This is a genomic window from Pseudomonas sp. R1-43-08 (assembly GCF_003852255.1).
Taxonomy (GTDB): Bacteria; Pseudomonadota; Gammaproteobacteria; order Pseudomonadales; family Pseudomonadaceae; genus Aquipseudomonas.
This window is the reverse complement of sequence record NZ_CP027734.1, coordinates 2,313,455-2,339,004: the sequence shown is the minus strand read 5'-3', so window position 1 is coordinate 2,339,004 and position 25,550 is coordinate 2,313,455. Positions and strand designations below refer to the sequence as shown.

The following is a 25,550-nucleotide window of genomic DNA, read 5'->3' as shown; positions in this document are numbered from 1 at the left end:
CTCAGGGTTTGCGCAACAAATAGGTGTCCATGATCCAGCCATTGGCGAGCCGCGCGGCCTTGCGCACCCGTTGGATTTCGTCCGCGACTTCACCGACTTTGCCGCTGATCAGGATTTCATCCGGCGTGCCCAGGTAGGCGCCCCAATAGATATCCAGGTCCTGATCCGCCACGCTGCGGTAGGAATCTTCGGCATCGAGCATCACCACCAGGGTGTCCGCATCACTCGCCTGCCCCGCCGCCAGGCGGCGCCCGGTGGTGATTTCAATGGACTTGCCGATACGGTTCAACGCCACCTTATGCTGGGCCGCCAGGGCCTGCACGCTGGTAATACCGGGGATCACCTCAAACTCGAATGCACAGCGGCCCTCGGCAAGGATCGCCTGCAGAATGCGGATAGTACTGTCGTACAACGCCGGGTCACCCCAGGCCAGGAACGCCCCCACTTCGCCGTCGGCCATGTCCTCGTTGATCATGCGCTCGAAGGTCTGCTGTTTGTCGCGGTTGAGATCGCGCACCGCGGTGGTGTAGTCGATATCACCGCGCACGCGCTCGGGGCAGTCGGCCTCGACGAAGCGGTAGCCGGGCCTGGTGATGTAGGTTTCGCAGATTTCACGGCGCAGGTCGATCAGCTTGTCCTTGCTCTGGCCCTTGTCCATCAGGAAAAACACGTCGGTGCGGTTCAGCGCTTTCACGGCCTGCATCGTGATGTAGTCAGGGTTGCCGGCGCCAATGCCGATGATCAGGATGCGTTTCATGGGTTGCTCTCATTGCGGGGCGTGGATTTTGCCATGATCGTGGGCTCAGGCATAAGTTTCCAGGCGCAGGCGCCAGACCGCGTTGAAGCGCAGCTCGGTGCGCGACAGTGGTTCTACGTCGATCCGGTAGAACATCGAGGCCGGGTACTGCATGACGTACAGCAGCGCGGCACGGATCACAAAGGGGTGGGTCACCGCCAGCACATGCCCTGGCTGGTTTTCCAGGGCCTTCATCCACTGCCCGACCCGCGTGCACAGTTGCGCCACCGATTCGCCGCCATGGGGCGCATGGGCGCTGTCGGTGAGCCAGGCGTTCAGCTCAGCGCTGTCGAGCGCGCGCAGAGCCTGGCCTTTCCAGCGCCCAAGGTCGACGTCGCGCAGGGCCGGTTCGATGCGCGGCTGTTCGCCGAACAAACCCGCCGTCTGCCGGGTTCGCGCCTCCGGCCCGCACAGCAGGCGCGCCGTCTCGGGGTAACGGCCTGCCAACGACAGCGCCGCGCCCTGCCAGTCCATGACCAGCGATTCGTCATCGGCAAAGCGCGCCAGTTTTTGCGACGGTGTGGCCGCATGGCAGATCAGGGTCAAACGGGTAGCCTGCACGCGATTCATTCCGAAGGGATGAGGCTGCCAAGCCTGGCGCAGTCAGCGCGCCGATGCAACGCCCTCAGGCCAATGCCGCTCCCGCAGGCACCGCCGCCGGGCTGGCGCTGGCCACAAAGTCCTCCTTGCGCAGCACCACCAGGGCAATCAACGACACCACCCCGGTCGCCACATAGAAGTACCACGGCGAGGTGATGTCGCCGGTCACCTTGATCAGCCAGGTGGAGATCAGCGGCGCGCTGCCGCCAAACACCGCCACCGGCACGTTGTACGCCACGGCGATGCCGGTGGAACGGATGCGTGTGGGCAGCAGTTCGCTCATCAGCGCATAGGTGGACGAGGCATAGAGGCCGAACAGGATCGCCACCGCCATCAATGGCGCAAAGAACGTTGCCGGCGTTGCGGTCGGGGCCATCTTGAACAACCAGAACATCGCCAGGGTCGCCAGCGTGCCGACCACCATCAGGAACGGCTTGCGCCCGTATTTATCGGTGAATGCGCCACCGAACGGCATGACGAAGGCCGCCGAGAAACTGGCGACGAACACATAGAGCAAGGTGGTGCCGCTGTCGAACTTGAGGATCTTGGCCATGTAGGTCGAGGCGAAGGTCAGGACCAGGTAAAAGATCGAGCTGTGCAAGGTGATGATGAAGAACACCAGGGCGATGGCACGCTTCCACTGCCAGACCTCGCGCAGGGGCGCACGGGAAGTTTGCCCGGCGCGTTGCAAGGCCAGGAACTCAGGGCTGTCTTCAAGCTTGAGGCGGATGTACATGGAGATGAAGCCCAGGGGCGCGGCGATCAGGAACGGCACGCGCCAGGCCCATTCCTGCATGACCTCGGCGCCCAGCACCCAGGTCATGCCGTTGGCCACGGCGCCACCCAGCAGCAGGCCGAGCACCGCGGTGACCATCAGCCAGCAGGTGGCAAAGCCGCGTCGGCCAGGGCCGGCGTATTCGGAAATGAAGCTGGTCACGGTGCCGATCTCACCGCCCGCCGAGAAGCCTTGCACGCAGCGCACCAGGATCAACAGGATCGGGGCGACGATGCCGAGGGTGGCATAGGTCGGCAGCAGCCCCAGCATTACCGTGGAGCCGGTCATCATCACCAGCGCCATGATCAGGGTTTTACGCCGGCCGATCTTGTCCGCCAGCGGGCCGAAGAACAGCCCGCCCAACGGGCGGATGAAGAAGCTCAGGGCGAACGCGGCAAAACTGGCCAGCAGGCTGGTGGTGGGGTCGTCGGAAACGAAGAACGCCTGGCCGATATACACGGCAAGAAAGCCGTAGACGCCGTAGTCATACCACTCTATCAAGTGGCCGGAGGTGGCACCGAGAAACGCGCGGCGGCGTTTGCGGACGGTGTCTTGCGCGTGATTGCCCATCGGGGGGACTCCTTGTCTGTTGGTCGATCCGTGCTAAAGCGCGGCGATAGTCGCTGCTTTCAACCACTGCCGCAAGTCGGTCTTGAGGACCTTGCCGTAGCTGTTCTTGGGCAAATCGCTGCGCCACACATACTTTTTCGGTTTTTTGAACGAGGCCATGCGCGCCACAAACCATGCCGTGAGCTCGCCTTCGTCGAGGGGCTGGCCGCTGCGCGTCACCACAAACGCCACCACCGACTCGCCCCATTGCGGGTCCGGCTCGCCCACCACGCAGACTTCGAACACCTCGGGATGCTGGGCCAGCACCTCCTCGACTTCGCGCGGGTACACATTGCTACCGCCGCTGATGATCACGTCCTTGGAGCGATCCGTGAGGGTCAGGTAGCCGGCGGGGTCGAGAAAGCCGATATCACCGGTGAGCAGCCAACCCTCGACCAGGGTGTCGCTGGTGGCCTGCGGATTGCGCCAATAGCCTTGCATCACCGTGGCGCCGCGCACCGCGATCTCACCGCGCTCGCCGGTTGGCAACGGTCGGTGGCGGGCATCGAGAATGCGGATTTCCACGCAGGCTTGCGCGTAGCCTACGGACGCGGCCAGGGTCGCCCAATCGGCGCGCTGGCGGTCGGCGATCAGCCCACGGGGCAACACGCTGATGGTCATCGGGCTCTCGCCCTGGCCGTAGATCTGCACCAGGCGGGGGCCGAACGTATCGACGGCGTCGCGCAAGTCGGCCAGGTACATCGGGCCGCCGCCGTAGACGATGGTCTTGATGCCTTCGCCGTGATAGCCCTGTTGCCGTGCCTGCTCGACCATGCGCTTGACCATGGTCGGCGCGGCAAACAGTGAGACGCTGCCCAGCTCTGCCGCCAGCCCGAACAACTCGGCGACGTCAAAACCGTTGGACGCCGGCACCACATGCCGCGCACCGCAGCGTACGTGAATAAAGTTGTAGAGCCCGGCGCCATGGGACATCGGCGCGGCGTACAGCGCGGCATCGGCGGCGCTGACCGGGTCGACGTCGGTGGCGTAGCACAACGACATGGCGATCAGGTTGCCATGGGACAGCATCACACCCTTGGAACGCCCGGTGGTGCCGGAGGTGTAGAACAGCCAGGCAAGGTCGTTGTCCTGGCGCGGTACCGGTTGCTCCAGGGTTGGCCAGCCCTGGTTCGGTGGCAGCACGTGACCGTCAAGTTCCGTGCAGCGCGCAGGCAAATCCCGCGATGAAAACACCCGGCCGCCATCGGTAAAGATCACGCGTGCTTCGGCGTTATCCGCGATCCATGCCGCCTCGGTCGGGTGCAACTTGGCATTGATCGGTACCGCCACCGCGCCCATCCACCAGATGGCGTAGAGCAACTCCAGATAGTCGCAGCTGTTTTTCATCAGCACCGCCACCGCGTCCCCTGGCTGCAAGCCGTGCTGGTCGACCAGGCGCGCGGCGCGCTGGCGCACATGGGCGGCGAAGGTGGCGTAGTCGGCCACTTGCCGGGCGCCGTCGAACAGTGCCGGGCGTTGCGGGTCGCGACGCCGGGTGTCGTGCAACCAATTGGCAATGTTCATGGTTCAGTACCGACGCGCGTGCAGGACCGAAGCGTAGTTGGCCACCGCCATGCCGCCCATGTTGAACACCAGGCCGAACTCCGCATTGGGCACCGCCAGACCAATCGGCTCGCCGGTCAATTGCCGGAATGCCAGGGCATGCATCGAGACGCCGGTCGCGCCGACGGGATGGCCCTTGGCCTTGAGCCCACCGGAAAGGTTCACCGGCAAACGCCCGCCCGCACGCACCACGCCGCTGTCGAGCACACGGTGCCCCTCGCCCTTGGGCGCCAGGCCCATGGCTTCGTAGATCAGCAGTTCGGCGATGGTGAAGCAATCATGCACCTCGGCGAAGCTCAGGTCGGCCAGGGTCACATTCGCCCCGCGCAGCGCCGAATGAATCGCCCGCTGCGGGCCTTCAAACGCCAGGATGTCGCGCTGGGCGATGGGCAATGTGTCGTTGACCTGGGTCATCGCGCGAATCTGCACATCGCGGCGAAACGCCCGCGCACGCTTGGGCGACGCCAGCACAATCGCCGCAGCGCCATCGCTGATCAGCGAGCAATCGGTGAGGCGCAGCGACTCGGCCACGAACGGGTTGCTCTGGGACACGTTATTGCAGTGCTCGAAATTCATCTCGCGGTGCATCTGCGCCAACGGGTTGGCCATGGCATTGGAGTGGTTCTTGGTGGCAATCGCCGCCATCGAGCCCAGCGGGCAATGGTAGCGCTCGGCGTATTGGCGAGCGGCGCGGCCGAACAACTGCGGGAAACTCAGGCCGGCTTCGGCCGCATCGTTCTGATAACCGGCGCCGGCCAGCGCCTGGGTGACGGCGGCCGTGGTGGTGTGGGTCATTTTCTCGGCCCCCACCACCAGCACCAATTCGGCGCTGCCGGAGAGAATCGCATTGACGCCGGCCTGGATCGCCGCCGAACCGGATGCACAGGCGTTCTCACAGCGTGTGGCCGGCTTGAAGCGCAGCCCGGGGTCGGCCTGCAGCAGCAACGACGCGGCAAACCCATCCGGCACCAGCCCGGCATTGAAATGGCCGAGGAACAGCGCGTCGATCTGCGCCGCATCGAGGGCAGCATCGCTCAAGGCCTCACATGTGACCTGAACAATCAGATCTTCCAGCGTGGTGCCTTCCAAGCGACCAAAACGCGAATGACCAGCGGCAACGATAGACACGCAATCAGCAGGCATAATCAATTTCTTCTGTTCTTGAACCGGACTTTCCCTACAATGACCCACCTCTGGTCGCGGGCCAATTCGTGTAACTACTTACATGGATAAGTAGTCCGCCAGTCAGTTGAACAACGAGGCAGGATGCCCATGACCGTGATTACCCCGCCATTCCAGAACCTTGAACGCCTGGCGTTCAAGCTGTCCCCCGCGCCGCAGCTGGTCACCAGCAACCGCGTGATCATCGACTGCAACGACGCGTTCCTGAACCTGTTCGGCTACACCCACGCGACGTTGGTCAATCAATTGACCCTGCTGATTTACCCGTCCCAGGCCGACTACCACGCCATCGGCAAGCGCAGCCATGAGTGGTTGCTCGACAGCGACAGCGGTTTTTATTCCGACGAGCGCTTCATGCAGCATCGCAACGGCGAGGTGTTCTGGGCCAGGTCCCATGGCTACACGCTCACGCCCAGGGATCCGTTCAAGTTGATGATCTGGCACTTCGAACGGCTGGACCGCACCCATCAAGGCACGGGCGACCTTACGCCACGGGAGCGGGAGATTGCCATGCACATTGTCAATGGGCTCAAATCCAAGGAAATCGCGCTGAGATTGGGAATTTCGCATCGGACGGTGGAGGTCCATCGGGCGCGGTTGATGAGGAAGTTACAGGCCAAGACGGTGGTGGAGTTGGTGTCCAAGATCATCATGGTGGCTTGAGGTTGGTTTTGGAGTTGATCGGGTACATATCCGTTGCTGCGGTAACGGCTGCTTAGGGTTCCGCCCTTACGGCGGGTCACTTTGGAAAAGCCCCAAAGTAACCAAAGGGCTCTTGCCCCACCACTCGGCACCTCGCTCACGCTCGGTGTGCCCGTAATCCGACAGTGATTTGCGGGGCCGCCGCCACGCGCCATCCATGGCGCGGGGCGGCTAAACCGGCGTCCTGCCGGTTTACCCCCCAAATCACTGTCGAATTCCGGCCAGCGTGGTTTAACGGGGCGCTTAAGATCAAAAGCAAAATCTAAAGCAAAGCGAGGCGGCCTTAGAGCCGACCTGGTCGGTGAAGCGCGCGCAATGGCTCAGCCAATCAATAACCTGTGGCGAGGGAGCTTGCTCCCGCTGGACTGCGTAGCAGTCCCAGTCTTAAAGAGCAGGGCCGCTTCGCGCCCCAGCGGGAGCAAGCTCCCTCGCCACAGTACGGCGCTGATTCTTGCCTATCTACGATGCGAAGCGAGTCGCTCTTGTTTTTGATCTTGATCCCGGTCGCCCCGTTAACCACGCTGGCCGAACGCAGGCTTGAATCCGTGGGTAACCCGGCAGGACGCCGGGTTAGCCGCCCTGCGCCATGGATGGCGCATGGCGGCGGCCCACGGATTCAAGCCTGCGTTCGGGCACACCGAGCCTAGGCGAGGTGCCGAGTGGTGGGGCGAGGACCTTTTGGTTACTTTTGGCTGGGCCGGCATTCCGGTCCTTCCAAAAGTGACCCGCTGTAAGAGCGGAACCGCCAGCCGCCACGACATAAATAACGGATATGTACTCGGTCAACCCCACCCCAGCGCAGTCATCAGGCCACCTGACTTTCCTTCTTCAAACTCTCCATATCAATCACAAACCGATACTTCACATCCCCCTTCAACATCCGCTCATACGCCTCATTAATCCCCTGGATATCAATCATCTCAACATCCGAAACAATCCCGTGCTTGGCACAAAAATCCAACATCTCCTGAGTCTCCTGAATCCCACCAATCAAAGACCCCGCCAAACTGCGACGCTTGAAGATCAAATTAAACACCGCAGGCGACGGATGCGGACTGTCCGGCGCACCCACCAGCGTCATCGTGCCATCACGTTTGAGCAGGCTGATAAACGCATCAAGGTCATGGGGCGCAGCCACCGTATTGAGGATAAAATCCAGGCTGTTGACCACCTTGGCCATCTCATCGGCATTCTTCGACACCACCACCTGATCAGCGCCCAAACGCAGCCCATCTTCACGCTTGTTCGGCGAAGTGGTGAACAACGTCACATGCGCCCCCATGGCGTGGGCAATCTTCACCGCCATATGCCCAAGCCCGCCAAGCCCGACCACTCCGACCTTCTTGCCCGGCCCGACCTTCCAGTGGTGCAGCGGCGAATAGGTGGTAATCCCGGCACACAGCAACGGCGCTACCGCCGCCAGGTTCGAAGCATCGTGGGAAATGCGCAGCACGAACTGCTGCTTGACCACGATGTTGTCCGAATAGCCGCCGTACGTGTTCTCGCCACCGAACAGCGGGCCGTTATAGGTGCCGGTAAAGCCGTTCTCGCAATACTGCTCCTCGCCCTCGGCACAGGATGCGCACTGCTGGCAGCTGTCGACCATGCAGCCGACACCCGCCAGGTCACCCACCTTGAATGTCTTCACATTGGCACCGACCGCCGTCACACGGCCGACGATTTCATGGCCGGGCACTGAAGGGTAAAGGGTGTTGTTCCACTCGTTGCGGGCGGTGTGCAGGTCGGAATGGCATACCCCGCAATAAAGAATCTCGATCTGTACGTCATCCGCCCCGGGGGCGCGGCGCTCGAAGGTAAAGGGCTTGAGCGAATCCTTGGAGTCCCGAGCGGCATAGCTGTAAGTCTTGGCCATTTCGTTCACCTGTGTGATCTGACGGAAGAGTTCGGTGGACACGCCTGGCCGCTGAAACGTTCAACCGAGCACGTCCATACAATTCCCAATGGCGCCTGCCCCCTAACCTCACGGCTTTCGAACCCGCAGAAGCGCTGGAGAATGGGCATGCATAACAAAGCAATCAAGGTATCCGTAGCATTGACGCTGTTGGCAAGCGCCATGATGAACAGCGCTTTGGCGGCCACCCCAAGCGTCGCCGTGGCGCCGCAATACGACACCAGCCACGTGTATGTGGCGCCGGCCGATGTCGACCGTTTCGCCCAGAGCTTCCTGGCCACCTTCGGCGGCAAGAGCACGCCCCAGGTGGTGGTGAATGTGCTGCCGGTGCCGAGCAGCACCACTTCGCAATTGCTGCAGACCCCGGCGGGCACGGTCTCGTTGTTCGGCTTCACCACGCCCGTGCCGCACCCGTTCGGCCAGGAACGCAACGGCTATCTGGTCAAGGACATGGATGTAGCCCTGAAAGCGGCGCGGGACAATGGCGCCGATGTGATCGTCAGCGATTTTCCCGACCCCATCGGCCGTGATGCCGTGGTGCAGTGGCCGGGCGGCGTCAACATGCAGCTCTACTGGCACACCAAGGCCCCGGACTACGCGGCGTTCGAGGCGGTTCCGGAGAACCGCGTGTATGTGTCCAATGACAGCGCCGAGCGCTTTATCAAGGCGTTCCTCGGCTTCTCCCACGGCAAAATAGTGAACGACGACAAGCACGCCCCCGCCGCTGATGTCGGCCAAGCGGGCGGCGAGTACCGTCGCGTCGAGATCGAGTCAGCCTTCGGGCGCATGGCGGTGCTGGTCACCAATGGCCATCTGCCCTACCCGTTCGGCCACGACACCACCGGCTATCAGGTCAGCGACCTGGCCGCCACCCTCGGCAAGGCCAGCGGGTCTGGCGCCAAGGTGCTGGTGCCCGTGTTCGACAGCAAAGGCCGGCGCAGTGCAGTGGTCGAATTCCCCGGCGGTTATGTGGCGGAAATTCACCAGCTCACCGCGAAAAAATGATCCGTCATACAGGCTGGAGCCTGGCCGTGCTGTGGCCGCTGCTCGTCGGCAGCGTCCACGCCGAGGATCAACCGAGCCGCCCGGCGATCAAGGCCAATCGCTGGCAGGAAGACTGGTCGGTGCTCAAGGACCCGGCGCTGCGCACGCAGCCGCTGGACACCCTCAAGTACATCCCGCTGTCGGGCGCCAACCCGTTCACCTACCTGTCCCTGGGTGCGACCTTGCGCGAGCGTTTCGAGATGAATGACGCCAGCGGTTTCGGCGTGAAAAACGTGGCCCGTGATCGCTACCTGATCCAGCGCTTCCAGGTTCATGCCGACCTGCATTTGAATGAACACTGGCGCGTGTTCACCCAGCTCGAGGACGTGCGCGCCTATGACAAAACCACGGTAGGCGGCGCCGATCAGAATCGCGTGGATTTGCGCCTGGCCTTCGCCGAATACGTGAACACCTTCAGCAGCGGCACGTTCAAGAGCCGTATCGGCCGCCAGGATTTTGCCTTCGACTTGCAGCGCTTCATTTCGTCACGGGACGGCCCGAATGTGCGGCAGTCGTTCGATGCGTTGTGGGCCGACTGGGAAACGCCGAACTGGCGCTTTATCGGGATCGCCAGCCAACCGGTGCAGTACCAGGATGGCCGGCATTTCGACGACAAGTCCAACCGTGACGCGCGTTTTCATATGCTGCGGGTCGAGCGCCTGGTGGGCGGCACGAATGAGCTGTCGGCCTACTACGGCGTGTATGAGCGCAGCGCGGCGCACTATCTGGACGCCGATGGTGACGAAACGCGCCAGCTGTTCGATGCGCGCCTGGGTGGCGCGGCCCAGGGCTTCGACTGGGACATCGAAGCCATGCTGCAAGGCGGCTCGGTGGGCAGCAAGGATATCCGCGCCTGGGCCGGCGGCAGCCGCACCGGCTACACCTTCGACAGCCTGGCGTGGAAGCCGCGCCTGGGCCTGCAACTGGACATCGCCTCGGGCGATCGCAAAACCGGTGACGGCACCGTCGGCACCTTCAACCCGCTGTTTCCCAACGGCTACTACTTTTCCCTGGCGGGCTATACCGGCTACAGCAACCTGATTCACGTCAAGCCATCGATCACCGTCAAGCCGATCGCCAAGCTCAGCGTGCAAACCGCCATCGGCCTGCTGTGGCGGCAAACCACTGCGGATGCGGTCTACACCCAGCCCAACCTGCCGGTCGCCGGCACTGCGGGCCAGGGTGAACGCTGGACCGGTGCCTACGGTCAGCTGAGAACCGACTACGCCTTCACGCCGAACCTGACCGGCGCGGTCGAAGCCGTGCACTACGCGGTCGGCCAGACCCTGCGTGATGCCGGCGGGCACGACAGCAACTACCTGGGCATGGAGCTCAAGTTCAGTTGGTAATTGAGGCAAGCACACCGATACAAGCCCGGCTTGGTTTTTTGGCGCAGGCTTTTCGCGATGTAACAAGGCGGATTTTTTACTCAGTCTTTTCATGCAGACACAGGAGTTTCAGATGAGCACATTCGTTGCCAAAGACGGTACCCAGATCTACTTCAAGGACTGGGGCAGCGGCAAACCCGTGCTGTTCAGCCACGGCTGGCCGCTGGATGCCGACATGTGGGAATACCAGATGGAATACCTGAGCAGCCGTGGCTTTCGCACGATCGCGTTCGACCGCCGAGGCTTTGGTCGCTCGGACCAGCCGTGGACCGGCAACGATTACGACACCTTCGCCGACGACATCGCCCAGTTGATCGACCACCTGGACCTGACGGACGTGACCCTGGTGGGTTTCTCCATGGGTGGCGGTGATGTGGCCCGCTATATTGCGCGCCATGGCAGCGCGCGGGTTGCCGGGCTGGTACTGCTGGGTGCGGTGACGCCGATCTTCGGGCAGAAAGCCGATTACCCGCAGGGCGTGCCCAACGACGTCTTCGATGGCATCAAGGCCGGCCTGCTGAAGGACCGCGCGCAATTCATCAGCGATTTCAACACGCCGTTCTTTGGCCTCAACAAGGGCCAGAAAGTCTCGGAGGGCGTGCTCACCCAGACCCTGCAGATCGCGCTGCAAGCCTCGCTGAAAGCCACCGTGGATTGCGTCACCGCGTTCTCCCAGACCGACTTCCGCCCGGACATGGCCAAAATCGACGTGCCGACCCTGGTCATCCACGGTGACGGTGATCAGATCGTTCCGTTCGAAACCACTGGCAAAGTTGCCGCCAAGATGATCAAGGGCGCCGAGCTGAAGGTGTACAAGGACGCGCCCCACGGGTTTGCCGCCACCCACACCCAGCAGCTCAATGAAGACCTGCTGGCCTTCCTGAACCGCTGAGTAACCCCTGTAGGAGCGAGCTTGCTCGCGAAAAACGCCCAGGCAACGCGTTCATTCTGGATAAACGCGCGGGCCCTGAGTTCTTCGCGAGCAAGCTCGCTCCTACATAAAGCCTTACTGTCCGGCCCTTTACCATTCAGGCCAATCGCTGCCCCAGCCGCAGACTCCCCGGCCCCGCAATCAGGATGCTGCTGAAGATAATCATCAACAGCCAGCCAAACTGCCCTTCGAACAGCGTCCATTCCGGATGCACCACCAGCAGCGCGATCACCAGCACCGCCAGGATCGGCAGGCATGCCAGGCGCGTCCACACCCCCGCGATGATCAGCAGCGGGCACAGCACCTCGGCAAATATGGCCAGCAGCAAGGTGATCGGCGCGCCCAGGTGAAACGGGTCTTCGATCAGCTTCAACTGGTCGCTGTAGTTGAGCAGTTTCGGCAACCCGTGCACCCACAGCAAAAACAGCGCCCCGCTGACCCGCAGGAACAACAGCCCGACATCCTGTTTTTTTGTTTCGTTCATATGCCACCTGTGTCCGTCGAAAATGACCGACCGCCAGTGTGGCCCTGGCCGCGACGATGGGCTTGCAGGCGTGTGCTGACCTTACGCAGTCGACGCTGACAAACCCGTGCGGTAGGGTGCAGCTCAACGTTGCCTACTCGGGCATGATCTGGCTGAACTGTCGACCGCTCGCCACGGTCCCAACCCATACGCTCATCGTCACAGGAACCCCTTCATGACCCTGCCTCAAGAAATGACCCTGATCGAAATCACCGCCCCCGGCGGCCCCGAAGTGCTGCAACCGCGACGTGCAGACGTACCGGTGGCCGGCCCGGGCGAGATCCTGATTCGCGTGCATGCGGCCGGGGTCAACCGCCCCGACGCCTTGCAGCGGGCTGGCAAGTACCCGATGAAACCCGGCATGAGCCCGATCCCCGGCCTGGAAGTGGCCGGTGAAGTGGTGGCGCTGGGCGAAGGCGTGGATCAATACGCGCTCGGCGATAAGGTCTGCGCCCTGACCAATGGCGGCGGCTATGCGCAGTTCTGCGCGGTGCCGGCCAGCCAGGCGTTGCCGATTCCCGAAGGCATGGACTGGATTCAGGCCGCTGCCGTGCCGGAAACCTTCTTCACCGTCTGGGCCAACCTGTTCGGTCTGGGCGGCGCCTGCAGCGGCGAACGCGCCTTGATCCACGGCGGCACCAGCGGCATCGGCACCACCGCCTTGATGCTCTGCCAGGAATTCGGTATCCAGGCCTTCGCCACCGCCGGCAGCGCCGATAAATGCGCGGCAATTGCCAAGCTCGGCGCGCAGCCGATCAATTATCGCGAGGAGGATTTTGCCCAGGTCATCGCCGAGAAGACCGCCGGCCAGGGCGTCGATGTGATCCTCGACATCATGGGAGCCTCCTACCTCAACAACAACCTCAAGGCTTTGGGCATGGACGGCCACCTGGTGATGCTGGGCTTTCTCGGTGGCGGCAAGGCCAATGATGTGGACCTGTTGACCATTCTCGGCAAACGCGCGGTGATCACCGGTTCGCTATTGCGCGCACGCACCCGCGAAGAAAAGGCCGCGATTGCCGAGCAGTTGCGTGAACACATCTGGCCGGTGCTGAGCCAGGGGCGCTGCCTGCCGATCATCGACAAGGTGTACGAATACACCGACGCCGCCCAGGCCCACGCCCGCATGGAAGGCGGGGACCATATCGGCAAGATTGTGTTGCGCGTCGAATAAACCCTTCACGCCCCTGTGGCGAGGGAGCTTGCTCCCGCTGGAGGGCGAAGCCCTCCCCTACAGGGGTAACGCTCAGCTCAGTCCGGTTTGGCATATTCCGGATAATCGACATACCCCGCCTCAGTCCCGCCATACAGCCCTTCAGCCTTCAACGCATTCAACGGCCAGCCATTGAAAATCCGCTGCGGCAGGTCCGGGTTGGCAATGAACGGCCGCCCGAACGCAATCAGGTCCGCCAGCCCTGCCTGTACCAGTTGCGCGCCGCGTTCATCGGTGTAGCGACCGGCGTAGATGATGCGCCCGCTGAAGGTGCTGCGCACGGCCTGGCGGAAGCTGTGCGGCAGGACGGGGGCGTTATCCCAGTCGGCTTCGGCGATGGAGACATAGGCGATACCCGACTGCTCCAGCACTTTGATCGCTTCGATGTAGGTGTGGTGCGGGTCTTCTTCCACCAGGCCGATGTACACGCGATCTTGGTCGGTGCCGCTGAACAAAGGCGAAAAACGTACGCCCACGCGCTCCGGCCCCACCACGCGGCAGACAGCTCCGACGATCTCGCGCAAAAAGCGCAGACGGTTGTCCAGTGAGCCGCCGTATTCATCCTCACGCTGGTTCGAATGGGCCGAGATGAACTGGTTGACCAGGTAGCCGTTGGCCCCATGAATCTCCACCCCGTCAAAGCCTGCGTCCAGTGCATTGCGCGCCGCCTGTGCGTAGTGACCGACCAGTTCCTCGATCTCCAGCACCGTCAGGGCACGGGGTACCGGGGGCTGTTTCAGCTCGCCGACACCCGGCGCGGTTTCGATAAACGCCTTTGCCTGCACGGCCTGGATCGCCGACGGCGCGACCGGCGCGGCGCCGTCGGGTTGCAAGGCGTTATGGGATACGCGGCCCACATGCCACAACTGGGCGAAGATCACCCCGCCCTCGGCATGCACCGCCTCGGTGACCTTGCGCCAGCCGTCGATCTGCGCCGGCGTGTAGATCCCCGGCGTCCACGCGTAACCCTGGCCACGCGGCTCGACCTGGGTGCCCTCGCTGACCATGAAACCGGCGCTGGCGCGTTGACGGTAGTAGCGGGCCATCAAGTCGGTGGCGATATCGCCGGGTTGGGCACTGCGCTGGCGCGTCAGTGGCGGCAACACGATGCGGTTGTTCAAGGTGTGATGTCCCAGTTTTACTGGGGTGTTCAATGGATGAGCCATGGGATATTCCAAATTCAGGACGAACGAAAACACTGGCGACTCTCGCGAGCCGCCAACGCATCAATCGGTTATTTAAATTAAGCGGTGAGTTTGAGCAGCGCCTTGGCCACTTCGCTGGAGCTGCCGGGGTTCTGCCCCGTCACCAGCAAGCCATCGACGATCACGAAAGACTGCCAGTCAGCGCCCTTCTCATAGTTGCCACCCAACTGCTTGAATTCATCTTCAATCAGGAAGGGCACCACCTCGGTCAATTCCACTGCCGCCTCTTCCGAGTTGGAGAACCCGGTAACGCGACGGCCTTTGATCAAGGGTTCGCCGTTGACCGCCTTGACGTGACGCAAGGCACCCGGTGCATGGCAGACCAACCCGACAGGCTTGCCGGCACGCTCGAACGATTCGATCAGCGCGATGGAAACCGGCGACTCGGCCAGGTCCCACAGCGGGCCGTGGCCACCTGGGTAGAACACGGTGTCGAAGTCATCGGCGTTGACCGAGTCCAGTTTCACCGTGGTGGCCAAGGCCTGTTGCGCGGCCGGGTCGGCGGCGAAGCGTCGGGTTTGGTCGGTCTGGAAGTCCGGCAGGTCGCTGACCGGGTCCAGCGGCGGCTGGCCACCGGCGGGCGATGCCAGCACTACGTCAGCACCGGCGTCCTTGAACGCGTAATAGGGAGCGGCAAACTCTTCGAGCCAGAAGCCGGTCTTGCGGCCGGTATCGCCAAGCTGGTCGTGAGAGGTCAGTACCATTAATACTTTCATTTTCCAGTGCCTCGATCGTTGTGATTAACAGGGTTTTCGGGGTGGCCCAACAACTGCCGGGTCAGCCCCAGCGCCTCATCGAACGGCGCGGTGGTACGGGTAATCTTGCCCATGACGCTGGTCCCCAGCCACAACGCATACAAGCGTCGCGCCAGGCTTTCGGGGGGTTGCCCGATCATCACCGAGCCGTCTTGCACACCGTGCTGCAGCGCCAGGGCGAGCAGCTCGATGGTGCGTGAAGTGCCGCGCTGCAATGCCAGGCGCATCGGCTCTGACAAGTCAGACACTTCGGCGCCGAGTTTGACGGCCAGGCATTTTCCGGCGTCGGTGCAGCCGGTGTGGTTGTCGATCCAGGCCTGCCAGTAGCGCATCAGCTTGGCGTACGCAGACAGGTCCGCCTGGCTGAACAACTGCTGCATGCCGAGCACGTAGTTGTCGAAATACGTATCGAGCAACACCACCCCGAAGGCGTCCTTGGAGCTGAAGTAGTGATAGAACGAACCCTTGGGCACGTCGGCGGCTTGAAGTATTTCGTTCAATCCCACCGCGGAAAATCCCTTGCTGCCCACAATCGCTTGCGCACTTTCAAGAATGGTCTGCCGTGCACTTTTGGTTTCGCTGTTCATGCTTCGCCCCTGCCGATTAGACCAGTCGTCTAGTTCGTTGGAGGAATGTTAGGGCCACAGGCGCAGGCTCACAATGTCATATGCGCAAGGATTCCGGCCATCGGCCAAAGGCAGTTGCCGTTTACCTGGCACGCGCCGACAATCGCCTCTCCCGCGCCCCTTGGAGAATTCCGATGCACAGCGTTGCGTTGATGGTTTACCCGAATTTCCAGTCCTTGAGCCTCAGCCTGGGCTCGGTGTTCGAGTGCGCCAACCTGCTGCGGGGCGAGCCGGCGTATGAGTTTCACCTGGTATCGGAGAGCGGCGGCGCGGTGATGACGTCCCAGGGTTTTTCGGTGAACACCGCGCCGATTCGGCCGCAGGGTTACGACACGCTGATCGTCAGCGGCTACCTGGAGTTTCGCCTGCCGGAAGCCAATCTGTTGGAGATGGTCAAGGCCGCCTCCGCGCAATCGCGCCGCGTGGCCTCACTGTGCATGGGTATTTTCGTGCTGGCCGAAGCCGGGTTGCTGGAAGGTAAGCGCACCACCACCCACTGGATCCATGCGCCGGCGTTTCGCAAGCGCTACCCGGATATCCGCCTGGAAGAAGACAAGTTATTTGTGGTGGATGGCCAGGTGTGGACCGGCGCCGGCATGAGCGCCGGGGTCGACCTGGCGCTGGCCATGGTCGAGAACGACCTGGGCAGCGACCTGGCCCGGCGCATTGCGCGCAAGCTGGTGATCGCACAACGGCGCGGCAGTGAACAGTCGCAACTGTCGGCCCTGCTGGAACTGGACCCCAAGTCCGACCGCGTCCAACTGGCCCTGGCCTACGCCCGCGAAAACCTCACCCACGACCTGTCGGTGGACGCCCTGGCCGACGTCGCCCGTCTCAGCCCGCGCCAGTTCAGCCGGGTATTTCGCGAAGAAACCGGGCAAACGCCGGCCAAGGCCATTGAGGCGCTGCGCGTGGAGGCGGCGCGGGCGATGATGGAAACCAGTCGCCACCCGGTCGAAGTGGTGGCCCGCGAGACCGGCTTTGGAGATCGCGAGCGCATGCGCCAGGCGTTCCTGCGAGCCTTCGGGCAACCACCGCAGGCGATGCAGCAGGTGTTGTTCAGCCCCGCCCAGGCCCATGGCCGCTCAATGCAGTGAAGCGTGGGTCACCAGGTAGCTGATCAAGTGCGGTTCATCCTCGAGTTCGAGGGTTTGCACCGGGCGCGGCAGGTTATCCAGCACCGTGCGCCAGAACGCCTGGGACACTTCGTCCTGGTCATAAAACCGCACCAGCCAATTGGCCTCGCCGCTGCACAGCACCTGGGTGGCGATGGCGCGGCCGATGCCTTTGCGGCGGTAGCGCTTGAGGATGAACAGGTCGGCCAGCTCCAGGGCATCAATGCCCGGCAGTTCGCTGCCTTCGATCAGCAGGAAGCCGGCCACATAGCCGTCGACCAATAACAGGTTGGCGCTCCACTGCGGGTCTTGCCAATAGCGGGCCAGGTGCTCGTCGTGGATGTAGAAACGGCCATCGGCCTCGACATCTTCCTGCTCCCAATCCGAAGACTCATAGGCGTAGTACTGGTAGAGATTGCGGATCAGCTCGGCGTGTTCAGGGCCGGTCTGGATCAATTCGACAGTGGTTTCAGGCATGGGGCTCTCGGTGAAAAAACGCAGGGCGCCATTGTTCACAAATCGGCTGGCAAGGCCAATACATTGCCCAACCTTTCTATTGGCTGAACCGATTGCAAATAGCTCTGGCCCCTGGCCGAAATCCAGAAACATTTAGAATAAACTTCGCCGGCTCTCCCTTTTTTCAAGGACACGTATTTTGACTAACGTCTGCTCCGCCGGCCTGGATGTGGGGTTTGCCTCCCTGGATTACCTGCAGATTTTTATCCTGGGGGTGATCCAGGGCATTACCGAATTGCTGCCGGTGTCGTCCACCGCGCACATGCGCGTGGTGCCGGCCCTGCTTGGCTGGCAAGACCCTGGCTCGGCGTTTTCCGCAGCGATGCAGTTGGCGGCGCTGGCGGCGGTGGTGAGCTACTTCTGGCGCGATGTGCAGCAAGTGACCACGGGCAGCATCAGTGCCGTGCGCCGGGGCGACTACAACGACCGCTGGTTCAAGCTGGCGGTGGCGATTGTGCTGGCGACCATCCCGATCTGCATCGCCGGCCTGGCGCTGTCGTCAATCTTGAATACCTGCAACTCGCCGCTGCGTGGGCTGATGGTGATCGGTATTGCCTGTGTGGTGATGGCGGTGTTACTGGCTGCTGCCGAACTACGCGCTCGTCACACCCGCGAGGTGAGCGAAATGCGTTTGCGTGATGCGTTGATCGTGGGCATCGCGCAGATCGGCGCGTTGATTCCCGGGGTCTCGCGCTCGGGCTCGACCTTGACCGCCGCGCTGTTCCTGAATTTCAAACGCGAAGAAGCAGCACGCTTTTCGTTCCTGCTGGGCCTGCCCGCCATCGCCCTCGCCGGCCTGAAAGAACTGTGGGTGCTGCTGCATGCCGACCTGCCCGCCCATGCCTGGCCGCACTTGCTCTTCGGCCTGGTGGTGGCAAGCATTTCGGCGTTTTTCGCGATCTGGGGCCTGATGAAGTTTCTGGAACGCTTCTCCACCTGGCCGTTCGTGATCTACCGCGCGCTGCTCGGGGTGTTTTTGATTGGGGCGGTCAGCACGGGGCTGCTGAGTTGATCGTCCAGGCACTGCTTCCATAGGTTGCGAACCAGGGTTTTCAGGGTGAGCGCCTCAGCCCAGCGATCACTGAGTTCCCGGCCGTCCGCGCCGGTGATCGCATAGGGCGGCGGGCCGAGTTCGCAGGTGAAGGACAGGCTTTGGGGGGTGCTCGGGCGGGCCAACCAGTCCTCGATTCCGTAGCGCCACCAGCCGAGAAAGCGTTCCACCCAGGGTTGATGCTGCGCAAAATCCAGCGCGACCTGCACCTGTTCACTGCTGGCTACGCGCCCATGAAAGCCCCAGCTATGGCGCAGGATGGTGCGTATCTGTTCATCGTCGTCGGCGGCGCCGGGATCGGGCAATTCGCGACCGACCACGTAGTGGGACAGGTCCGCCAGCAGTTTCAGGTCAGGCATGTGCGCCAGCAGGTCGAGGGTGAACAGCAGGTCACTGGTCAGGCGATAACGGTGGGTTTCCAGCAGGATCGGGAAATCCACCTGCTCGGCCAGGCGTTGCCAGCCTTCAATCAACCGGCCCGCCTCGGCCTGGGTACGCGGGCGCACGTCAGCTTGCAGGGTGAGGTGATGACAGCCGTAGCGGCTGATCACCTCCAGTGCCCGCGCCAGGTCATCCACCGATTGCGGAAACAGCTGGCCTTCGATCTGCAAACCCCGTGCGGCGGTGGCCGCGTGCAAGCGTGCGACCTCGGCCGCCTTCCAGTAGTGATCGGTGACGCCATCGAAACCGGCGGCGGCGATTCGATCCAACTGCGCCTCGAGCGGGCCGGGTTCGGTGTGCATCGCCCACAGCGATTGGAATACCAGAAATTCGCGCATGTCAGCCCCGCAACCAGTGTTTGAGAGAGACCGCCGGATCAGCCAGGCCCACCGACGGCAGCCGCACATGGGCGATGGTCAGGCGTTCGCACAGCTTGATGTCCTTGGCCACGCTGTTGCCCGGCGCCCAGCCGCAGGCGCCTTGCAAATACCCGTCGGCATCGAGGTAGAACAACAGCAAACCGCCGTGGGGCAAGGCGCGGCTGACCACCTTCGGCGTCATCACGCCGACTGTCTGCAAGCCCCAGTCATAGTGGTCGGACCAGAAACCCGGCACGGCGTCGAAGGGCAATGCCCGGCCCAGCAGGTTCAACGCGGCATGCCGCCCCTGGGCCTCGGCATTGCGCCAGGTTTCCTGACGCTGATAGAGGCCGTCAAGCCGGAACTCGCAGACGTCTCCTGCTGCGTAGATATTCGCCGCGCTGGTGCGCAAGTGCACGTCAACGCGAATGCCCTGCCCGACGTCCAGCCCGGCCGCTACGGCCAGTTCGATATTGGGTTGCATGCCGATACCGACCACCACCAAATCACACGGCAGCGTCTGCCCATCCACCAGGTGTACGGCGTCGGCCTGGATGGATTCCACAGTGACGTTCAAGCGCACGTCCACACCCTGCTCGCGGTGCAGATCCAGCAATGCTTCACTGATGATCGCTGGCAATACCCTGCCCGCCAGGCGCGGCCCGGCTTCGAGCACCGTCACCGCGCAGCCCAGGCCTCGCGCGGTCGCCGCCACTTCCAGGCCGATAAACCCACCGCCGACGATCACCAGCCGGGTGCCGGGGCGCAACTGGGCGCGCAGGGCCAGCGCTTCATCGTGGGTGCGCAGGTAAAGCACATTGGCCTGGGATTGAGGCAGACGCCGCGCACGGCCGCCAGTGGCGAGTAGCACGCCGGCATAGTCCAGCCAGCGGCCATCGGCCAGTTGCAGCCGATGCTGCTGCGGCGCCAGCTGGCTGACCGCATTGCCGGCAATATGCTCGATATCCAGCTCGGCCAGCCGGGCGCCGTCGCACAGGCTGCACCCGGCCAGGTCCTGGCTGCCTTGCAACAGGCCTTTGGACAGCGGCGGTCGTTCGTAAGGTACGTGCGGTTCGTCGCCGATCAGGATCAGCCGACCGTCGTAACCCTCCTCGCGCAGGGTCAACGCCGCACGGCCACCGGCATGGCCGGCGCCGACGATAATCAGGGGCGCGCTCATCATCACGCCGTGACAGCGAGCAACACTCGCCCCGCTTCGACCCGTACCGGATAGGTTTTCAGGTTGACGCAAACCGGCGCGCCCAGGGCCTTGCCGGAGCGGTAATCGAAACGTCCGTTGTGCTTGGGGCATTCGATCACATGGTCCATGACCAGGCCGTCGGCCAGGTGGATTTTTTCGTGGGTGCACAGGCCGGCGGTGGCGAAAAACTCATTGTCGGCGGAGCGGAACACCGCATAGGTATGTGCCCCGTGGTCGAAGCGCAACACGTCTTCTTCGTCGATTTCGCCCACGGCGCAGACGTCGATCCATTGATCGTTCATGACTTTTTTCTCCAGGTGAATAACGTTCCTGGTGGCGAGCGAGCTTGCTCGCGCTGGGCTGCGAAGCGGCCCCAGGATCGCGATTGAGGGTTATCTGAAAGACCGCGTCAGGTTTATTGGGGCTGCTGCGCAGCCCAGCGCGAGCAAGCTCGCTCGCCACTATGGGTGGGGCGCTGGACGAAATAGGTCGGGTCGCTGCGCTGTTTCCACAGGGTTGGCAGGATTTCCTGGTAGGCCTCGAACAGATTGGCGTACGGCGGCGGGCAGTCGCTGCGGATTTCTTCGTGCAGCTGTTCGAGCGCGTGGTACGGCACCATCGGATACATGTGGTGCTCGAGGTGGTAGTTCATGTCCATGTAGATAAAGCGCAGCACGCGGTTCATGTAAATGGTGCGGCAGTTGCTGCGGTGGTCGAGCACATCTTCGGCCAGGCCCACGTGCTGGGTGAGGCCGAACAGGTAGCCGAGCCAGGCGCCATACACACTCGGCAGCCCCACCAGCATCAGCGGCAACCAGCTGTGCAGGTACAAGGCGGTGCCGATGATCAACGCGTAAATGCCCACCCAGATGCGCGCGGCGCGAAACACCTTGGGCCATTCGGATTCGGGGATGAAGTCCCGTTCCTGGGCGCTCATACGGCCGATGGCATGGCGGGCCACGCCACTGAAGGTCTTCCAGGCCAGGGGCAGATTGAACAGGCTCAGGAACATCATCCAGAAGCTCGGCGGGCGCGGCTCGACGATCTCCGGGTCGCGGCCGACGACGATGGTGTCGGTGTGATGCCGGGCATGGCTCCAGCGCCACACATGGGGTTCGAACAGGCACATGAAGCACGCCAGCGGGTACAGCGCGTCATTCATCCAGCGGGTCTTGAATGCCGTGCCATGCCCGGTTTCGTGCCAGCGCGGGTTGGAGGCGGTGCCGTAGAGCACGCCATAGGCGAGGAAGAACGGCACACAGGCCCAGGAGCCCCAGAACCAGTAGCCGCCAAAGCCTGTGACGAACAACGCGGTGAACCAGATGGCCGTGTCGACCAGGGCCGGGCCGTCACGGCGCTGCATCAGTTCCTTCATGCGTTTGCGCGGGATCGGCGATTGGTACCAACGGGCCGAGACCAGGCCTTTTTCGGCAGCGCGGGCGGCTTCGGGGCCGGTCAGGCTGTAATCGCGCCGGGCGCGGTGAGCGGTGTGTTCAGGCATTGTTATTGTTCTCCGCAAGCGTGGGGTTTCAGGGGCTTTGCGAAACCAACCATAGAGCGCGGCCAAATCAGCCTCAAGGGCTTGAATCCATTCCCTATCAAGCTATCATCCAGGCCCAGCGGGGCTTGATAGTTTTCTATCAAGACGCTCAAGGGGCTCGCCATGCACAACCCTAAACGCCCGACCATCGCCACGGTTGCCGCCCATGCGGGACTCAGCGTGGCCACCGTCGACCGTGTATTGAACGATCGCGCACCGGTCAACCCGGACACCGCCGAACAGGTGTTCCAGGCTGCCGAAGCGGTCGGTTATTTCGCCGCGCGGCTGATCGGCCAGCGCATTCGCGAACGGCGCCCGACCTACCGTTTCGGCATTCTCCTGCTGGGCACCGCCCAGGCGTTCTATGCCAACCTGGCCCAATCGATCAGCGCAGCGGCGCAGCAGCACGCCAGCGCCAACCTGACCTGCCAGTTCGAGTACATCGTCGACCGCACACCCAGCGCCATCGTCGCGCAGATCGAGCAACTGGCCGTGCAGTGCGACGCCCTGGCGGTGGTCAGCTTCGCCCATCCGCTGATCAATGCGTGCCTGGCGCAGATCCGCGAAGCCGGGGTGCCGGTGGTGGCGCTGCTCTCGGATATCCACGAACGCGCGGCCGAACCTTATGTGGGCCAGGATAATCACGTCGTCGGCCGCACCATGGGCTGGCTGTTGGCGCGCACCTGCGGTGGGCGCAAAGGCAGCGTGGGCATTCTGCTGGGTGGCCACCGTTTTCTCGGCCATCAGGCACGGGTCGAAGGCTTGCACAGCTACCTGGCCGAACACGCACCGGGGCTCAAGCCCTTGGAACCGCTGATCAATCTGGACAACTGCGACATCACCGAGGAAGCCACCCTCGACCTGCTCAGCCGCCACACCGACCTGCGCGGCTTGTGCGTGGTGGGCGGTGGCGGTGACGGCGTGATCAACGCCCTGGCGCAACTGCCCAAGCGCCCGGCGTTGTGCTGCATTTTGCAGGAGTCCACCGAACTGTCGCGCCAGGCCCTGGGCCGAGGGTTGATCGATGTGGTGATGGATTCGCAGCCGCAGCAGACGGCGGTGGCGCTGGTGGACCTGCTGGTGGCGCTGCAGAGCGACGAGGCGTTCGATCCGGCGCGGCATCGGGTGCACATCCCGCCGCACATCGTCACCTCGGAAAACATGGGCACCTGAGGTTTGCCCTGATGCCGGTCAGTCAAGGCTTTTTGTAGGAGCGAGCTTGCTCGCGAAAAACGCCCAGGCAACGCGTTTATTCTGGATAAACGCGGGGGGCCTGAATTTTTCGCGAGCAAGCTCGCTCCTACAGAGGGCGGCGTGCGCTTCATCGTCCCTCCCACATCGGTAACCGCTCACAGCCCGCGAAAATCCCCGGCATTCAACCCGAACCGATTCATCTTGTTGTACAGCCCGCCACGGGACACGTTCAGCTGCCGGGCGGCCAGGCGGATATTGCCAGCGGTGCTTTTCAGCGCGGCGACGATGGCATGCATTTCATGGCTGCTCAGGTCTTGCGTAGGTGGCGCGGCATATGGGCTGGCCGGGGCGCGCGGCCTGGCCTCCAAGGGTAAATCGCCAGGCTCGATCCACTCGCCCATCGCCAGGTTGGTCGCCCGCTCAATCGCGTTTTCCAGCTCGCGCACGTTGCCCGGCCAGCCATGGGCCGACAGCAACGCCAACGCGTCCGGCGAGAATCCTTGCAGCGATTTGCGCAATGAGCGCGCGCAACGCTGCAGGAAATGCCGCGCCAACAAGGGAATATCGTCACGGCGCATCCGCAGGGGCGGCACGGTGATATTCAGCACATTGAGGCGGTAGTAAAGGTCTTCGCGGAACGCTCCCTCGGCCACCGCCTGGCTGAGATTGCGGTGGGTCGCCGCAATGATGCGCACATCCACTGGCCGTGAGGTCTTCGCGCCCACGCGGGTCACCTCGCCTTCCTGCAACACGCGCAACAGGCTGACTTGCGCGTCGAAGGCCATGTCGCCGATTTCATCGAGGAAAATCGTCCCGCCATCGGCCAGTTCGAACTTGCCCGCCGAACCGCCACGCGCCGAGCCGGTGAAGGCGCCTTCGGTATGGCCGAACAATTCGCTTTGCACCAGGTCCCGTGGGATCGCGCCGCAATTGACCGCGACGAAGGGGCCAGTGCAACGCTCGCTGGCGTTATGAATGGCCTGGGCAAATAACTCTTTGCCGGTGCCGCTTTCGCCGAGGATCAAGGTGGTGGAATCACTGCGACTGGCGATGCGCCCCAGGTGCAGTGCGTCCTGGATCGCGCGCGAGGTGCCTTGGATGGTTTCAAAGGTGTAGCGGGCCTGGGTGCCGACAATGCGCCGGGTGATTTCACGGATGCGGCGGTTTTCACGCACCGACACGATCACCCCACCCTGCTCCAGCGGGCACACCGAGACCAGGCAGGCGAGCTGGCTGCGGTCGTGCAAGTGAAAGGTGCAGTCCAAATCGCGCACGTTTTCGCCGCCGCGCAGCAGCATGGCGTCGCTCAGCTCGCTGCGAGCGAGGCGGTGGAAAGGGCTGCCAAGCAGCTCCAGGCCCACATTGAACAGTTGCCTTGCGTAGCGATTGATCGCCTTGATGCACCCGCGTTCATCCAGCACCACCAAGCCTTCGTTAAGCACTTCAAGCACGGTTTGTTGCTCTTGCAGCAACGCTTGCAGCGCCATCTGCCGCGACACGGCCTCGGCGGCCGCCTGGACGGTGCCCAGGGTATGGAAGTGAAACCAGCCGGGCTCGGCCGTCAGCGTCAGCATGGCCAGGGTCTGGCCCTGTGCATTCTTGATCGGCGCGGCGGCGCAGTGCATGCGGCGTTGACGCAGGCCGACGGCGAAGTTCTCTTCGGCCAGCACATACACCAGATGATCTTCGGCCAGCGCCAGGCCGGTGCAGTTGGTGCCCTGCACCGATTCGAGCAGGCGACTGCCCACGGGAGTGATGTCCAGCCCGCAAAAATACAAGGTGGTGCCGTCGGTGTCGGTGAGGTTGATATGACCGCGCGGGTTATAGGCCAGCAAACCATGCATGACTTGCGCGGCGGCCGCGATCAGCACGCGGTGGCTGGCCAGGGTGGCCGCCAGTGTGTCGGCGGCGACGAAGCGATACGCGTTGTCTGCCGGGTCGATGCCGGCCTCGACGCTGCGCCGCCAGGAATCCCAGATCGTTTGCCGCACCTCGGGCGGGCGCTGCAGCTGGCCGTCCAGGCAGGCCTGCCACGCCTGCTCCAACGCTGCGACCGGGCCGTCATTCAGCGCGGCGGGGCCCAGCGCCGTCAGGTAATCGAGGTCTTGCGCACTGATCGCGATGCTCATAAGCGGTGTCCATGTTCATATTTTCGACATGTCAGCATAGACATGTCATTTAAATGAACACTATTTTTCTAAAGTTTATTTATAACCGTTAAATATCAGTCACTTGGATTTTGGCACAGCCCTTGCTCTTGCCCCTTTGCCCGCCAGGATCGTCCTGAGGCCAACAATAAAAAGGGGTCA

The 25,550-nt window shown here is 62.9% G+C and carries 24 protein-coding genes; 8 read left to right on the top strand and 16 right to left on the bottom strand.

The features are described from left to right. Position 1: 1 nt before the first annotated feature. From cobF to C4J87_RS10725, 5 genes are all read right to left on the bottom strand, one after another. Positions 2 to 757 (bottom strand): precorrin-6A synthase (deacetylating), encoded by a 756-nt coding sequence (gene cobF, locus C4J87_RS10745; RefSeq protein WP_124366747.1) that lies wholly within the window; start codon positions 755 to 757, stop codon positions 2 to 4. Positions 758 to 802: 45 nt separating this feature from the next. Further along, a complete protein-coding gene (locus C4J87_RS10740) occupies positions 803 to 1,357 on the bottom strand; it encodes a histidine phosphatase family protein (RefSeq protein ID WP_124366746.1) in 555 nt (184 codons plus the stop codon). A 64-nt stretch (positions 1,358 to 1,421) separates the two neighbouring features. Continuing rightward, complete coding sequence (locus C4J87_RS10735; RefSeq protein ID WP_124366745.1) at positions 1,422 to 2,741, bottom strand: MFS transporter; 1,320 nt, start codon at positions 2,739 to 2,741, stop codon at positions 1,422 to 1,424. A gap of 33 nt (positions 2,742 to 2,774) precedes the next feature. After that, positions 2,775 to 4,304 carry a class I adenylate-forming enzyme family protein gene (locus C4J87_RS10730; protein ID WP_124366744.1) on the bottom strand — a complete coding sequence of 510 codons (1,530 nt, stop codon included), beginning with the start codon at positions 4,302 to 4,304 and terminating at the stop codon, positions 2,775 to 2,777. A 3-nt stretch (positions 4,305 to 4,307) separates the two neighbouring features. Next, the gene (locus C4J87_RS10725) at positions 4,308 to 5,486 is read right to left on the bottom strand and encodes an acetyl-CoA acetyltransferase (protein WP_124366743.1); all 1,179 of its coding nucleotides are present in this window, start codon (positions 5,484 to 5,486) and stop codon (positions 4,308 to 4,310) included. 129 nt (positions 5,487 to 5,615) lie between these two features. Between C4J87_RS10725 and C4J87_RS10720 the strand changes: the two genes are divergently transcribed. Further along, positions 5,616 to 6,188: a PAS and helix-turn-helix domain-containing protein gene (locus tag C4J87_RS10720; RefSeq protein WP_124362504.1), complete on the top strand. Its 573-nt coding sequence runs from the start codon at positions 5,616 to 5,618 to the stop codon at positions 6,186 to 6,188. Between the two features lie 844 nt (positions 6,189 to 7,032). On the opposite strand, the gene C4J87_RS10710 is transcribed toward C4J87_RS10720, so the two are convergent. After that, positions 7,033 to 8,100 (bottom strand): NAD(P)-dependent alcohol dehydrogenase, encoded by a 1,068-nt coding sequence (locus C4J87_RS10710; protein WP_124366742.1) that lies wholly within the window; start codon positions 8,098 to 8,100, stop codon positions 7,033 to 7,035. 147 nt (positions 8,101 to 8,247) lie between these two features. On the opposite strand from C4J87_RS10710, the gene C4J87_RS10705 reads away from it, so the two are divergent. From C4J87_RS10705 to C4J87_RS10695, 3 genes are all read left to right on the top strand, one after another. Further along, positions 8,248 to 9,144 carry a VOC family protein gene (locus C4J87_RS10705; protein ID WP_124366741.1) on the top strand — a complete coding sequence of 299 codons (897 nt, stop codon included), beginning with the start codon at positions 8,248 to 8,250 and terminating at the stop codon, positions 9,142 to 9,144. Beyond that, positions 9,141 to 10,532 carry an alginate export family protein gene (locus C4J87_RS10700; RefSeq protein WP_124366740.1) on the top strand — a complete coding sequence of 464 codons (1,392 nt, stop codon included), beginning with the start codon at positions 9,141 to 9,143 and terminating at the stop codon, positions 10,530 to 10,532. The genes C4J87_RS10705 and C4J87_RS10700 overlap by 4 nt, the downstream gene beginning before the upstream one ends. Before the next feature lie 112 nt (positions 10,533 to 10,644). Beyond that, entirely contained in the window at positions 10,645 to 11,463 is an 819-nt protein-coding gene (locus C4J87_RS10695) for an alpha/beta fold hydrolase (RefSeq protein ID WP_124366739.1), read from the top strand. A gap of 136 nt (positions 11,464 to 11,599) precedes the next feature. Here C4J87_RS10695 and C4J87_RS10690 read toward each other — a convergent pair whose 3' ends face one another. Next, entirely contained in the window at positions 11,600 to 11,986 is a 387-nt protein-coding gene (locus C4J87_RS10690; protein WP_124366738.1) for a DoxX family protein, read from the bottom strand. 214 nt (positions 11,987 to 12,200) lie between these two features. Between C4J87_RS10690 and C4J87_RS10685 the strand changes: the two genes are divergently transcribed. Beyond that, positions 12,201 to 13,199 (top strand): NAD(P)H-quinone oxidoreductase, encoded by a 999-nt coding sequence (locus C4J87_RS10685; RefSeq protein ID WP_124366737.1) that lies wholly within the window; start codon positions 12,201 to 12,203, stop codon positions 13,197 to 13,199. Positions 13,200 to 13,276: 77 nt separating this feature from the next. On the opposite strand, the gene C4J87_RS10680 is transcribed toward C4J87_RS10685, so the two are convergent. The 3 genes from C4J87_RS10680 to C4J87_RS10670 form a co-directional block, all read right to left on the bottom strand. Continuing rightward, the gene (locus tag C4J87_RS10680) at positions 13,277 to 14,404 is read right to left on the bottom strand and encodes an alkene reductase (protein WP_124366736.1); all 1,128 of its coding nucleotides are present in this window, start codon (positions 14,402 to 14,404) and stop codon (positions 13,277 to 13,279) included. 77 nt (positions 14,405 to 14,481) lie between these two features. Beyond that, a complete protein-coding gene (locus C4J87_RS10675; RefSeq protein ID WP_124366735.1) occupies positions 14,482 to 15,159 on the bottom strand; it encodes a type 1 glutamine amidotransferase domain-containing protein in 678 nt (225 codons plus the stop codon). Continuing rightward, positions 15,156 to 15,785: a TetR/AcrR family transcriptional regulator gene (locus tag C4J87_RS10670; protein ID WP_124366734.1), complete on the bottom strand. Its 630-nt coding sequence runs from the start codon at positions 15,783 to 15,785 to the stop codon at positions 15,156 to 15,158. Before C4J87_RS10670 ends, C4J87_RS10675 begins: the two co-directional genes overlap by 4 nt. A gap of 173 nt (positions 15,786 to 15,958) precedes the next feature. Here C4J87_RS10670 and C4J87_RS10665 point away from each other — a divergent pair, with 173 nt between their 5' ends. Beyond that, complete coding sequence (locus C4J87_RS10665; RefSeq protein ID WP_124366733.1) at positions 15,959 to 16,921, top strand: GlxA family transcriptional regulator; 963 nt, start codon at positions 15,959 to 15,961, stop codon at positions 16,919 to 16,921. Here the strand turns inward: C4J87_RS10665 and C4J87_RS10660 are convergent. Further along, the gene (locus C4J87_RS10660) at positions 16,910 to 17,416 is read right to left on the bottom strand and encodes a GNAT family N-acetyltransferase (RefSeq protein WP_124366732.1); all 507 of its coding nucleotides are present in this window, start codon (positions 17,414 to 17,416) and stop codon (positions 16,910 to 16,912) included. The two genes, C4J87_RS10665 and C4J87_RS10660, sit on opposite strands and share 12 nt — an antisense overlap. Positions 17,417 to 17,594: 178 nt before the next feature. On the opposite strand from C4J87_RS10660, the gene C4J87_RS10655 reads away from it, so the two are divergent. Beyond that, a complete protein-coding gene (locus tag C4J87_RS10655) occupies positions 17,595 to 18,467 on the top strand; it encodes an undecaprenyl-diphosphate phosphatase (RefSeq protein WP_124366731.1) in 873 nt (290 codons plus the stop codon). On the opposite strand, the gene C4J87_RS10650 is transcribed toward C4J87_RS10655, so the two are convergent. The 4 genes from C4J87_RS10650 to C4J87_RS10635 all read right to left on the bottom strand — a co-directional run bounded on the left by C4J87_RS10650 (position 18,407) and on the right by C4J87_RS10635 (position 22,008). Then, the gene (locus C4J87_RS10650) at positions 18,407 to 19,285 is read right to left on the bottom strand and encodes a sugar phosphate isomerase/epimerase (protein ID WP_256680039.1); all 879 of its coding nucleotides are present in this window, start codon (positions 19,283 to 19,285) and stop codon (positions 18,407 to 18,409) included. The two genes, C4J87_RS10655 and C4J87_RS10650, sit on opposite strands and share 61 nt — an antisense overlap. 1 nt (position 19,286) lies before the next feature. Then, entirely contained in the window at positions 19,287 to 20,486 is a 1,200-nt protein-coding gene (locus tag C4J87_RS10645; protein WP_124366730.1) for an NAD(P)/FAD-dependent oxidoreductase, read from the bottom strand. Between the two features lie 2 nt (positions 20,487 to 20,488). Further along, entirely contained in the window at positions 20,489 to 20,809 is a 321-nt protein-coding gene (locus C4J87_RS10640) for a MocE family 2Fe-2S type ferredoxin (RefSeq protein WP_053128781.1), read from the bottom strand. A 113-nt stretch (positions 20,810 to 20,922) separates the two neighbouring features. After that, the gene (locus tag C4J87_RS10635; RefSeq protein WP_124366729.1) at positions 20,923 to 22,008 is read right to left on the bottom strand and encodes a fatty acid desaturase family protein; all 1,086 of its coding nucleotides are present in this window, start codon (positions 22,006 to 22,008) and stop codon (positions 20,923 to 20,925) included. A 162-nt stretch (positions 22,009 to 22,170) separates the two neighbouring features. On the opposite strand from C4J87_RS10635, the gene C4J87_RS10630 reads away from it, so the two are divergent. Then, positions 22,171 to 23,220 carry a LacI family DNA-binding transcriptional regulator gene (locus tag C4J87_RS10630; protein WP_124366728.1) on the top strand — a complete coding sequence of 350 codons (1,050 nt, stop codon included), beginning with the start codon at positions 22,171 to 22,173 and terminating at the stop codon, positions 23,218 to 23,220. Between the two features lie 176 nt (positions 23,221 to 23,396). Here C4J87_RS10630 and C4J87_RS10625 read toward each other — a convergent pair whose 3' ends face one another. Continuing rightward, positions 23,397 to 25,370 carry a sigma-54-dependent Fis family transcriptional regulator gene (locus tag C4J87_RS10625; protein ID WP_124366727.1) on the bottom strand — a complete coding sequence of 658 codons (1,974 nt, stop codon included), beginning with the start codon at positions 25,368 to 25,370 and terminating at the stop codon, positions 23,397 to 23,399. Positions 25,371 to 25,550 lie beyond the last annotated feature (180 nt).